At 63.4% G+C, this 12273-nt stretch carries 12 protein-coding genes; 6 read left to right on the top strand and 6 right to left on the bottom strand.

Annotation, left to right across the window (positions count from 1 at the left end; translation table 11 throughout):
* The first annotated feature begins 239 nt into the window (after positions 1-239).
* The 6 genes from GJ700_RS16300 to GJ700_RS16275 all read left to right on the top strand — a co-directional run bounded on the left by GJ700_RS16300 (position 240) and on the right by GJ700_RS16275 (position 7649).
* Positions 240-1283: a rod shape-determining protein gene (locus GJ700_RS16300; RefSeq protein WP_050409489.1), complete on the top strand. Its 1044-nt coding sequence runs from the start codon at positions 240-242 to the stop codon at positions 1281-1283.
* Positions 1284-1419: 136 nt separating this feature from the next.
* Positions 1420-2493, top strand: a complete 1074-nt coding sequence (gene mreC / locus GJ700_RS16295; protein WP_154375660.1) for a rod shape-determining protein MreC — start codon at positions 1420-1422, stop codon at positions 2491-2493.
* A 10-nt stretch (positions 2494-2503) separates the two neighbouring features.
* A complete protein-coding gene (mreD, locus tag GJ700_RS16290) occupies positions 2504-3016 on the top strand; it encodes a rod shape-determining protein MreD (protein WP_154375658.1) in 513 nt (170 codons plus the stop codon).
* Between the two features lie 20 nt (positions 3017-3036).
* A complete protein-coding gene (mrdA, locus tag GJ700_RS16285) occupies positions 3037-5367 on the top strand; it encodes a penicillin-binding protein 2 (protein ID WP_154375656.1) in 2331 nt (776 codons plus the stop codon).
* Between the two features lie 9 nt (positions 5368-5376).
* Positions 5377-6492, top strand: a complete 1116-nt coding sequence (rodA, locus tag GJ700_RS16280) for a rod shape-determining protein RodA (protein WP_154375654.1) — start codon at positions 5377-5379, stop codon at positions 6490-6492.
* Positions 6489-7649 (top strand): septal ring lytic transglycosylase RlpA family protein, encoded by a 1161-nt coding sequence (locus GJ700_RS16275; protein WP_229507036.1) that lies wholly within the window; start codon positions 6489-6491, stop codon positions 7647-7649. The genes rodA and GJ700_RS16275 overlap by 4 nt, the downstream gene beginning before the upstream one ends.
* Before the next feature lie 95 nt (positions 7650-7744).
* Here the strand turns inward: GJ700_RS16275 and GJ700_RS16270 are convergent, their stop codons facing one another.
* From GJ700_RS16270 to GJ700_RS16245, 6 genes are read right to left on the bottom strand one after another with little or no spacing between them, the layout of a single operon-like run.
* On the bottom strand, positions 7745-8491 hold the full coding sequence (locus GJ700_RS16270; RefSeq protein ID WP_371867987.1) for an SPOR domain-containing protein: 747 nt from the start codon (positions 8489-8491) through the stop codon (positions 7745-7747).
* Positions 8492-8504: 13 nt separating this feature from the next.
* Positions 8505-9272 (bottom strand): type III pantothenate kinase, encoded by a 768-nt coding sequence (locus GJ700_RS16265; RefSeq protein WP_154375650.1) that lies wholly within the window; start codon positions 9270-9272, stop codon positions 8505-8507.
* Positions 9269-10066 (bottom strand): biotin--[acetyl-CoA-carboxylase] ligase, encoded by a 798-nt coding sequence (locus tag GJ700_RS16260; protein ID WP_154375648.1) that lies wholly within the window; start codon positions 10064-10066, stop codon positions 9269-9271. Before GJ700_RS16260 ends, GJ700_RS16265 begins: the two co-directional genes overlap by 4 nt.
* Positions 10063-10854 (bottom strand): SDR family oxidoreductase, encoded by a 792-nt coding sequence (locus tag GJ700_RS16255; RefSeq protein ID WP_154375646.1) that lies wholly within the window; start codon positions 10852-10854, stop codon positions 10063-10065. Before GJ700_RS16255 ends, GJ700_RS16260 begins: the two co-directional genes overlap by 4 nt.
* Positions 10855-10856: 2 nt before the next feature.
* Positions 10857-11531 carry a thiol:disulfide interchange protein DsbA/DsbL gene (locus tag GJ700_RS16250; RefSeq protein WP_154375644.1) on the bottom strand — a complete coding sequence of 225 codons (675 nt, stop codon included), beginning with the start codon at positions 11529-11531 and terminating at the stop codon, positions 10857-10859.
* Between the two features lie 24 nt (positions 11532-11555).
* Entirely contained in the window at positions 11556-12251 is a 696-nt protein-coding gene (locus GJ700_RS16245; RefSeq protein WP_154375642.1) for an SPOR domain-containing protein, read from the bottom strand.
* Positions 12252-12273: the final 22 nt, after the last annotated feature.

Here is a 12273-nt window from a genome sequence, read left to right as displayed (position 1 = left end):
TTGTAGTATTGATAAAGAACTTATAATTCCTGCTATTTCGCAGGGAAAATCCAGTAATTCCCGTGCAATTCACCGTTGGTGCGGCCGCACATTAGAATGGATTTTTGGTAAATGCCATCCAAATTATAAGGTAGAATGGCGGGTTGATGCGTGGCTGGCGCCGACTACCGGCGGCCGCCGCATCCACGGATACTCCCTATAACTGTTTATACGCGCATGCGCCGCGCCACAGGATACTCATGTTTGGTTTTTTACGCAGGTATATTTCCTCCGATCTGGCAATTGACTTGGGCACTGCCAACACGCTGATTTATGTACGCGGTTCCGGCATCGTGCTGGATGAACCGTCGGTCGTTGCGATCCGCCAGGAAGGCGGCCCGAACGGCAAGAAAACGATCCAGGCAGTCGGTAAGGAAGCAAAGCAGATGCTGGGTAAAGTACCTGGCAACATCGAGGCGATCCGCCCGATGAAAGACGGCGTGATCGCCGACTTTACCGTCACCGAGCAAATGCTGAAGCAATTCATCCGCATGGTGCACGATTCGAAATTCTTCCGTCCTTCCCCGCGCATCATCATTTGCGTGCCTTGCGGTTCGACCCAGGTGGAACGCCGCGCGATCCGCGAATCCGCGCTGGGCGCGGGCGCGTCGCAGGTGTACCTGATCGAAGAGCCGATGGCGGCGGCGATCGGCGCCGGCTTGCCGGTGTCGGATGCAACGGGTTCGATGGTGGTCGACATCGGCGGCGGCACCACGGAAGTGGGCATCATTTCGCTGGGCGGCATGGTGTACAAAGGTTCCGTGCGCGTGGGCGGCGACAAGTTCGATGAAGCCATCGTCAACTACATCCGCCGCAACTACGGCATGCTGATCGGCGAACAGACTGCGGAAGCCATCAAGAAAGCCATCGGTTCCGCCTTCCCTGGCTCCGAAGTCAAGGAAATGGAAGTCAAGGGCCGTAACCTGTCGGAAGGTATCCCGCGTTCGTTCACGATTTCGTCCAACGAAATCCTGGAAGCGCTGACCGACCCGCTGAACAACATCGTGTCCGCCGTGAAGAACGCGCTGGAGCAGACCCCGCCGGAACTGGGCGCGGACATTGCTGAAAAAGGCATGATGCTGACCGGTGGTGGCGCACTGTTGCGCGACCTGGACCGTCTGCTGATGGAAGAGACCGGCCTGCCGGTGCTGGTGGCGGAAGATCCGCTGACCTGCGTGGTGCGCGGTTCCGGCATGGCGCTGGAACGCATGGACCAGCTGGGCTCCATCTTCTCGTACGAGTGATGCGTTTTTGTGGGGAATGCCGTGGCGCGTTCCCCGCAGTGGCATGCGTACAGGCTGACGCTGAAATCAGTCCGGCTTATACTGGCTGAGTGCGCAGGCCTATCGGTGGCGCGCGAGCGCCGGAATATCGGAAGCCATGGAATACAGTCCTCCGCCACTCTTCAAACAAGGCGCGCCCGCCCGCGTCAAAATGACGCTGTTCGCGTGCATTTCCATTGCCCTGCTGCTGGCCGACGCGCGCATGAACGCGCTCAAGACCGTACGCCAGGTTGTCGGCACCGTGCTGTACCCGCTGCAAATGGTCGCGTTGCTGCCGCGCGACGCTATTTATGGTGTCGGCGATTATTTTTCCTCGCTGTCCTCGCTGGAAAAGCAGGTGCGCGAATTGAAACAGCAGCAAATCGCCTCGGCCCAGGCTTTGCAGCAAGCCCAGCTCTACAGCGTGGAAAATGCGCAACTGCGCAAGTTGCTGGACGCCCGCGAGCGCGTGCCCGGCAAATCGCTGCTGGCGGAAATCCTGTACGACGCCCGCGACAGTTCCAGCCGCAAGATCGTGCTGGACCGCGGCATCCAGCAGGGTGTGCAACTGGGCTTGCCCGTCATCGATAACCAGGGCGTCGTCGGCCAGGTCACGCGCGTGTTCCCGTTCACGTCGGAAGTCACGCTGTTGACGGACAAGGAACAGGCGATCCCCATCCAGGTGCTGCGCAATGGCTTGCGCAGTGTCGCCTATGGCCGTGGCCAGTCGGGCCAGCTGGAATTGCGCTTTATCGCGGCCCAGCAAACGGACAATGTGCAAGTGGGCGATATCCTGATCACGTCCGGCATCGATGGCGTATATCCTGCCGGCCTGGCCGTGGCGCGCGTCACCCAGGTGGAAAACAATTCGAACGGCGTGTTTGGCCGTGTGGTTTGCCAGCCGCTGTCCGGTATCCAGAGCCACAGCCAGTTGCTGATCCTGATGTCGCCGCCGGAATTGCCGCCCCGTCCGCCGGAAGAAGAACCATTCAAACCGGGCAAGCGGAGCAAGAAGGAAGCCAAGGAAGCGGCGAAGGAAACGCCTGCGGCAGCACCTGCCGCCGCGCCTGGCGCACAGCCCGCGACAACGGCGCCGGCCGCCAAGCCGGCTGCGGCGCCAGCTGCAACGCCGCCGGCCGCCGCCCGTCCTGGCGCCGCGCCCGGCGCCGCCAACGAACCGCAGACGCGTTGAAAGTATTTCAATGAACCGTCCACACTACATATTGTTGCCGGTCAGCCCGGTGTTCATCGCATTCAGCCTGTTCTGCGCCTTCCTGCTGAACTTGCTGCCGTGGGGCCAGTTCATCGGGGCGCCGGATTTCGTCGCGCTGACCCTGGTGTTCTGGGGCGTGCATCAGCCCCGCAAAGTCGGCATCGGCACTGCGTTTTTCCTCGGTTTGCTGATGGACGTGCATGACGCGACCTTGCTGGGTGAAAATGCATTGGCCTATACCTTGCTGTCGTATTGCGCCATCATGATTCACCGCCGCGTGCTGTGGTTCCCGTTGATTACCCAGGCGATGCACGTGTTCCCGCTGCTGTTGATGGCGCAGTCCGTGCAATTGATGGTGCGCTTTATCGTCTCGGGCAAGTTCCCCGGCTGGTGGTATTTCATTGAAAGCGTCGTGGCGGTTGTGCTCTGGCCGTTCATTACGATGATCTTGCTGGCGCCGCAGCGGCGCGCCATCGACAAAGACCATACGCGTCCCATCTAAGCCAACACTCAGCTGTCCCAATGACCGAGTTCAAGAATACCGAACGCGAACTGCACTTGTTCCGCCTGCGCCTGTCGGCGCTGGGCTTGCTGGTGTTCGTCTGCTTTGCGCTGTTGCTGGCGCGCTTCGTGTGGCTGCAAGTGGTCCACCACGACAAGTACATGACGCAGGCGGAAGAAAACCGCATTGCCTTCGTGCCCGTGGTGCCGAACCGTGGCTTGATCGTCGACCGCAATGGCGTGGTGCTGGCCCGTAATTACTCGGCCTATACGCTGGAAATCACGCCTTCGAAATTGCGCGCGCCGCTGGAGGCGGTGATCGACGAACTGGCCAAGCTGGTGTCGGTGGAAGCCAAGGACCGCAAGCGCTTCAAGCGCCTGCTGGAAGAAACCAAGGGCTTCGAAGGCGTGCCGTTGCGCACCCGCCTGAGCGACGAGGAAGTGGCGCGTTTTTCCGCACAGCGCTTCCGTTTCCCCGGCGTGGAAATCCAGGCGCGCTTGTTCCGCCAGTATCCGCTGGGTGAAACCGCGTCGCACGTGATCGGCTTTATCGGCCGCATCAGCCAGAATGAGGCGAAAGTCATCGAAGCGGGCGACGATGCGCGCAACTACAAGGGCACGGAACACATCGGCAAGGAAGGCCTGGAAAAGAGTTACGAAAAGCAGCTGCACGGCGTCACCGGCTATGAAGAGGTGGAAGTGTCGGCGGGCGGCCGCGCGGTGCGCACCTTGTCGCGCACGCCGGCCACGCCCGGCAACAACCTGATCCTGTCGATCGATATCGAACTGCAGAAAGTCGCGGAAGAAGCGTTTGGCGAACGGCGCGGCGCGCTGGTGGCGATCGAACCGGCCACGGGCGATGTCCTGGCATTTGTGTCGCGCCCCGGCTACGACCCGAACCTGTTCGTCGACGGCATCGATACGCAAAGCTGGAATGAACTCAACACGTCGCTGGACAAGCCGATGGTGAACCGTCCGCTGTCCGGCACCTATGCGCCTGGCTCGACCTTCAAGCCATTCATGGCGCTGGCCGCGCTGGAGACCGGCGTGCGCACGCCGGGCCAGGCCATCAGCGACCCCGGCTTCTTCTACCTGGGAGATCACAAGTTCCGCGACGACGTGGTGGGCGGCCACGGCTCGGTCGATATGCGCAAGTCCATTGTCGTGTCGTGCAACACGTATTACTACATCCTCGGGCGCGATATGGGCATCGACGCCATCCATAAGTTCATGAAGCCGTTTGGTTTTGGCCAGCCGACCGGCATTGACCTGGAAAATGAAAAGACCGGCGTGCTGCCTTCGCAGGAATGGAAACGGGCGCGCTTTAAAAAGAATCCGCAAGCCGGCAAATGGGTTGGCGGCGATACCATTGCTGTCAGCAATGGCTCTGGTTTCAATTCCTATACACCGATGCAGGTGGCGCACGCAGTGTCGACGCTGGCCAATAACGGTGTGGTGATGAAGCCGCACCTGGTGAAAATTATCGAAGACGGCACCACGAAGGCGCGCGCGCTGACGGTACCGAAGGAAAGCTACCGTATTCCGCTCAAACAGCAGAACATCGACTTTATCAAGAACGCCATGGTGGGCGTGGCCAGCGAACCAGGCGGCACCGCATACCGCGCTTTCATCAACGCAGGCTATACCGTGGGCGGTAAAACCGGTACCGCGCAGGTGATTGCCATCAAGGCCAATGAAAAGTACAACGCCTCGAAAATCAATGAACGCTACCGCGACCATGCCTGGTTTACCGCCTTTGCACCGGCCGACCAGCCGCGAATCGCGCTGGCCATGATCGTGGAAAATGCGGGTTTCGGCGGACAGGAAGCGGCGCCGATCGCGCGCAAGGTGCTTGATTACTACTTGCTGGGCAAGCGTCCGGAAGGCAAGGACACCACGCCGGTGCCGAAGGAAGATGCGTCGGAGTTCATTCCGGTGGAAGAGCCGGATGATGAGGAGGCGGCAGCGATCGCCGCTGAACAGCGCGCGGCAGCGCCAGCCAAACCGGGGCAGCAGGTCCAGCCAGCCAAGCCGGAACAGCCGCCACTGATCCAGCCGCCTAACCAGCGACCGGGAGCGAAGCCGGGAGCGGCTGGCTCGCACAGCCATGCGCCCGCGGCGGCGCAGGCGGCCGGCGCAAAGCCGGCGACGGGCGCGGCCCAGCCGCCGGGTAGCACCGTGGGAGCCAAACCGGCAGCCATCGCACCACAGCAGGCCACGCCGGCGCCGGGCGCCAAACCTGCTGCCGCCGTCTCTCAGCAGCCGGGCGCGAAGCCGCCTTCGCCCACACCGCAACAGCCGGCGCCAGGCTTGCCGCCGGCCACGCCGCCGGCGCCGCGCAACAAAGAATAAGGAGGCTGCATGCCGATCAATGAAAGGCGCTCGATCTGGCGCCGCATCAAGCCCTATCTGGCTGTCTTCGATCCGACCCTGATGATGATCATCATCATGCTGCTGTCCACCAGCCTGGTGACCTTGATGTCGGCCAGCATGGGCATACCCGGCAAGATCGAAGACCAGGTCCGCAACATCGTGATGTCGTTCCTGACGATGTGGATCGTGGCGAACATTTCGCCGCAAAACATGATGCGCATCGCCTTGCCCGCCTACGTGATCACGGTATCGCTGCTGGTGGCCGTGGCGGTGGCCGGCACCATCAAGCTGGGCGCGCGGCGCTGGCTGCACATCGGCGTGGCCGATATCCAGCCGTCGGAATTCGCCAAGATTGCCGTGCCGCTGATGCTGGCGTGGTTCTTCCAGCAGCGCCAGGGCATGCTGCGCTGGGATTCGTACGCGGTGGGCGCACTGCTGTTGCTGGTGCCGGTATTCCTGATTGCGCGCCAGCCCGACCTGGGTACGGCGCTGCTGGTGGTGATGGCGGGCTTTTGTGTGATTTTCCTGGCCGGGCTGTCGTGGAAAGCCATTGCCGCGCTGGTGGTGGCCGCTGCCGCATCGATGCCCATCGCGTGGTCGATGATGCACGACTACCAGCGCGAACGCATCATGACCTTGATCGATCCGACCACGGACCCGCTGGGCAAGGGCTTTCACATCATCCAGGCCACCATCGCGGTGGGCTCTGGCGGCTTGATGGGCAAGGGGTGGAAAGAGGGCACGCAGGCGCACCTGGAATTCATTCCGGAACGTACGACAGACTTTATCTTTGCCGTGTATTCTGAGGAATTTGGCCTCGTGGGCAACCTGTTCCTGATGTTTATGTACCTGCTGTTGATTGGCCGCGGCCTGATGATTGCCGCTAATGCGCCGAACTTCTTTACGCGCCTGCTGGCGGGCGCGGTGACGATGATTTTCTTCACCTATGCCTTCGTCAACATGGGCATGGTGAGCGGCATCCTGCCGGTGGTGGGCGTGCCACTGCCGTTCATGAGTTATGGCGGCACGGCGCTGCTGACCTTGGGGCTGGCGTCAGGCATCCTGATGAGCATCCAGCGCCACCGCAAGCTGGTGCAGACATGATGGCGCGCCAGTCTTCGCTGCGGTTGGCCGCACTGGCCGCCGCACTGGTTCCCGCGCTGGCGCTGGTCGGTTGCGGCACGGCGCCGCAGCAGGAACCGGCTGCCCCTGCGCATGTGCCCGTCAAGCCGGGCGCCAAGCCGCAGCGGGAGCCGGGCGTTCCCGTGTTGCCGCCGGCGGGTTCCGGCAAGGGCGGCTATTACCAGGACGATGGCCCGGGCGACAATCCGCCGCCGAACCTGCTGGCCACGCCGGATGCGGAAGTGCGCAACGAGCCACCGATCCCGCGCGCCAACAAGGAATACGCGGTGTTCGGCAAGACTTACCGCCCCATCACGGACCCGGACCAGCCGTTCGTGCAACGGGGGCTGGGCACGTGGTACGGCAAGAAATTCCATGGGCAGCGCACGTCGTCGGGGGAACTGTACGACATGTACAAGATGACGGCGGCGCACCCGACGTTGCCGATTCCATCGTATGCGCGCGTGACCAATCTCGATAACGGCAACCAGGTGGTGGTGCGCGTCAATGACCGTGGGCCGTTCCATTCGACGCGCATTATCGACGTGTCGTATACGGCGGCGCTGAAACTGGGCTTGCTGGGCAAGGGCAGTCACATGCTGGAAGTGGAGCGCATCCTGCCTGCCGAAGCGGACAAGCTGGCGGCGGCGAATAAGAGCGGCGCGAAACCTGCCACGGTGCTGCGTCCGCAAGCGCCCATGCCGCAGCGCGAACCTGCGCAAACTGCGGCGTTGCTGTATCCGGCGCCACCGACTGCGAATGCCGGGACCGTGGCGCAGACGGCAGTCGGCGCGGGGCAGGCTGTTGCGGCGCAGGTCGCCGTGCCGGCTGCCGACGGTGTGATGCTGGCAGGGGGCGCCACGGTGCAGGCAAGCAGCGCCATCGTGCCCGCGGTTGCCACTGTGTCGTCCAAGGGCGGCTTCTACCTGCAACTGGGCGCCTATGCCAAACCGGAAAACGCGGAAGCGGCGCGCGCCAAGGTGGCCATGGAAAGCGGCCTGGCGGGCCTGGAAGTGGTGCCATCCGGCGCCGTGCTGCGGCTGTACGGCGGCCCGTTCGCCACGCGGCAGGAAGCGGAGCAAGCCATGCAAGCACTGCCCGCGTCGCTGGGCCTGAAGCCGCTGGTGATCCAGCGCTGACCTAACCTATCGCATCTCCATCGAACGATAGTACTAAAGGGGCCAGGCCCCTGGAGAAAGGGGGCAGGCCCCTGGAAACAACGTAACAACGTTGGTTATTTGCAGCTGCGGCTTTCCTTGTCCGGGAAGCCTGCGCGGATTTTGTCGAGGCGGGATTTGGTGTCCGCCGGGATGTTGCGGAACTGGAAGGCCAGCAGCTTGCTGGCGCTCATGCGGGGCGCGATGCGGGCGCTGTGCACGCCCTGTTTTTGCAGGCTGGCCAGCAAGGTCTGCGCACCGGCTTCGCTCTTGAAGACGCCCAGTGAAATCGCCCAGCGCATGGTCTGGCTGTCGGACATGATGAAGTAATTGGTCACGCCCAGTGCGCGCAATTCGCTGGCTTTCTTTTCCGCGCCTTCCTTGTTGCCCTGCGGCGGAATGAACACGATATAGCTCGACACTTCCGTGCCCGGCAAATTGATGCGGGCCTGGTGGTCGCCCAGCGCCAGCGGCGCGACTTTTTCTTCGAAGCGGCGCGCGTCGGCCAGCAGGAAGTTGCCGAATTCAACGCAGGCGATTTTCTCTTCTTTCTTTTCGGCCGCTTTTTCAGGCGTTTTCTTCGCCGGTTCTTCGGCCGGATTCTTCGCGGTTTCCGCATCCGGCTCGGACGCCGGCGCCTTCAGCGCAGCCACCGCCGCTTCCGCTTTCGATGCGGAAATTATGGCCAGCTTGTCGCCATTGAGCTGGTTTTGCAGGCGCGCGGGTTCGCGCTCGCTGCCGCTGAAATGGCCGAGGTAACCCTGCCCATAGGCGTACAGGCCGGCATTCACGGCAAGCAGGGACCAGAAGATAAATTTCAGCACAGTCAGTCCACCATCAATCGCTGCGCGCGGCGGCATGCAGCCCGGTCAGCACGATATTGTCCACCAGGCGGTAGGGCACATGAGCGCCCAGCGCCGGCACGATGTATTGCGAAGCGCCGCCCGATACCAGGCACGCCTGCGCGCCATGCAGCGCACAGGCCCGCTCGATGGCGCCCGCTTGCGCAGCCAGCAGGCCGCTGAGGATGGCGTCGTCGGTATTGTCGGCAAATCCGGATGGCAGCTTACCGCCTTGCGCCACCTGCGGCAACTGCGCCGTGTTGCGCGCCAGCGAAGTGGCCATCAAGCCCAGTCCCGGCAAGATCATGCCGCCCAGGAAAGCGCCGTCGGCCGTCACCGCATCGATGGTGGTGGCGGTACCGCAATTGGCGACGATCAGCGCCTGTCCCGGCATCAGCGCATGGGCGCCGATGGCGGCGGCAAAGCGGTCGCAGCCCAGCTGGCCGTGCGTGCGGTAGCCGTTGCGTACGCCGGCCCGTTCCCCCACGGACGCAAACCAGTCGATCGCGGACGATTGCGCCACGCCGGTTTGCGCCAGCATGGTTTCCAGCGATGCCCGCATGTCGGCGCCCGCCACGTTGGCTGCAATGACTTTGCCAACCGGTCCGTGTGCCGCCAGCGCCGCGCGCCACGCGTCCGGCAATTGCGCCGCATCCGCGTGCATCACGGCGCCATAGGCCAGCCACCGGCCCAGCGGCGCATCGGGCGCCGCCAGCGCCCATTTGATGCGGGTATTGCCCGCGTCGATCAGGAAAATATTCATATTGCGAGCCTCAGCGACACGTCGCCCGATACCACGGGGACCATGCCGTCATCCGTTTGCAGCAGCAGGCGCCCGTAGTCGTCGACGCCGGCCATGCGGCCTTCATGCAGCACGCGTCCCTGGTCGACGATGCGCACCGCTTCCCCGCGCCATGCCTGCAGCCGGTTCCACCGTTCGGTGAAGGCGGCAAAACCGGTGTCGTCGAATTCCGCCAGCGTGGCCGACAGCCGGTTCAGCAGCGCGCCCATCAGCGCATTGCGGTCCATTTTCGCCAGCCATGGCGCGGACGCCACATCGCGGCCTATGTCCGCTTCCAGTTCATCCGGCATCAGCAAGTTGATGCCGGCGCCCACCACGGCCCACACGGCGCCATCCGGCCCCGTTTGCGTTTCCACCAGGATGCCCGCCAGCTTGGCGCCGTCTTTCAGAATATCGTTTGGCCACTTCAGTTGCACCGGCACGCCCAGTGCCTGGATCGCTTCGGCCAGCGCCACGCCGGCCGCCAGCGGCAAGCCGACCAGGTGCTGCAGCGGCGACCTGAATCGCCACGCCAGCGAGAACATCAACGTCGCACCGGGCGCGGACAGCCAGCTGCGTCCCGCGCGGCCGCGTCCCGCTGTCTGGCTGTGCGCCACCAGCAGCGCCGGGCCGGCCAACTGCCCGGCCTGGACTTGCGCCAGCAAGTCGGCATTGGTGGACCCCGTTTCCGCGACCACCGCCAGCGCCACGTGCGATGCGCATTCCGCGCAATGGCTGCCGATGGCGGTGGCGTTCAAATCGATCCGCGTCGTCATTTCTGTTTGCGCGCCTTGTGCGGCGCTTTGGAAAATGCCCAGTCGTAGACCGGGTTGGGCAGTGCGCGTAGCAGCTTGGCCACCACGCCCATTTGCCACGGAATGACCGTGTAGCTGGTGCCCCGCTCGATGGCGCGCACGGCCGCTGCCGCGAACTTGTCCGGCGCCATCAGGAATGGCATGGCGTAGGAATTATGCTGCGTCATCGGCGTGTCGATATAGCCGGGACAAATGGTGACGACGTCGATGCCGTACGGCGCCATTTCCACGCGCAGCGATTCGCAATAGGTAATCACGGCCGATTTCGACGCGCTGTACCCGCCGCCGCCCGGCAAGCCCCGGATGCCCGCCACGCTGCCGATGCCGACCAGCCGCGCCGGTGTGCGCTGCGCCTTCATCGGGCCGATGAAGGGCGCGAACGTGGCGAAGGTGGCCGTGACATTGGTGGCGAAGATGGAGGCGAACACCGGCAAGTCTTCGCGCCCGTATTCGGTCAGCGTGCCGTGCGAAATGCCGGCGCTGGCAATGACCACATCGATGCCGCCCGCGTGTTCGATGTAGTCGATGGCGGCGTTGCGGATGCCTTCATGGTCGTTGACGTCCACCGCATAGGCGCGGTGTTTCTCAGGGTGGGGCAGGGTGTTGATCAGCGCTTGCAGCGCATCGCCGCGGCGCGCCAGCAAACCCAGGGTGGCGCCCAGTTGCGCATAGCGCAGCGCCAGTGCGGCGCCCAGTCCGCTGGACGCGCCCGTTATAAAGACGCGCCGCAGCGCATGTGCTTCCGCCATGCTTATTTCTTTTCCGCTTTCGCCTTGGCCACCAGGTGGTTCATCACCGTCAGCGCGGCCTTGTGGTATTCAATTTCAGGTTCGTCGCCCAGCGTGGTGCTGGCCAGCTGTGGCGACGTCTTGTAGCGGCCATCGATAACGACCGTCGGCCAGGTATCGATGCCGTAATCGGTCATGGCCTTGTCGGCCTGTTTGACACGGTTCTGGACCGGCAGCGAACGGTACGTGGCGATGAATTTCTTGCGGTCGAAGCCATTTTTCGCCACCCAGTCGAACACCTGTTCATCCTTGGTGAAGCGTTCGCGCTGCACGTGCATGGCGTAAAACACCTTGGCCTGGTTTTGCTCGGCCGCGCCCATCGCTTCCAGCGTGAAGAACAGCTTTTGCTGCGGCAGGGTCAGGTCGCTCTTGGGCACGTGGATGCGCCTGAGGACCACATTGTCGCCCTGTTTTTTCACCCAGTCCGCCAGCAGCGGTTCGAACGCATTGCAATGGGGGCACCAGTAGGCAAAGAATTCCAGGACTTCGATTTTCTTGCCGGCGGGGACAGGCTGCGCCACGGGCAGGGTCGCGTATTCCGTGCCGTTGACGGGGTTTTGCGGCGACGCGGCCGCGCCGAACGCCGCAACAGACAGTATGGCTATGCCCAGCAGCTTAATAGACGTCAAGAACCGCATGTTCGCTCCCCGTGGGAATGGTCATCAGCGCTGGTTGCGCACGACCGAGACATCGACGCCGTTTTCAGACAGCTTGCTGCGCGCCTTGTTCATGGCTTCCACTTGCGCGAAAGGACCCATGCGCACGCGGTGCAGCACGCCGGCGTCGGTGGTGCGGTCCGACACGGTGGCTTCAAAGCCCATCAACGCCAGCTTGGCGCGCTGGTTTTCCGCATCGGACATTTCGCGGAACGCGCCGGCCTGCAGGTAGTACACGTATTTGTCGTCGCCAGCGGCAGGGGCGGCGGCCGCGGCGGCTGGCGCCGCCGGAGCGGCGGTGGCAGGAGCCGCTGCCGGTGCGGCCGCAGGCTTTTTCGATGCCGCTTCGATGCGGTCCACCACCTGCTGCAATTCATCCTTCGGCGGCTGCGCGGGCGGCGCTGCCGGCGGCGGCACGCCTTCCGTCGGCTGGCGCTGTTCTTTCGAGAAGTCGCGCGCTGCTTCGCGCGCGGCATCCTTGTTGCCGTACATAGGCTTGTTCGGGTCCGAAATCTGGCCGGCGGTCGGCTCGGCGGGCTTGCCCACCTTGCCGGATTTATCGGTGAAGGGCGACGAGCCCTTGCTGATCACCAGTGCGACAACGACTGCGATTGCCAGGCCGATGACCAGGCCGATAACGATGCCAACCAGCGTGTTGCCCTGCTGGTGGCGCAGCGGGGCGAGACGGGAACGGAAATGCATAGGTACGATAATTCCTCGATGA

Source organism: Pseudoduganella rivuli (assembly GCF_009674485.1).
Taxonomy (GTDB): Bacteria; Pseudomonadota; Gammaproteobacteria; order Burkholderiales; family Burkholderiaceae_D; genus Rugamonas; species Rugamonas rivuli_B.
This window is presented reverse-complemented; position numbering and strand designations above follow the sequence as displayed.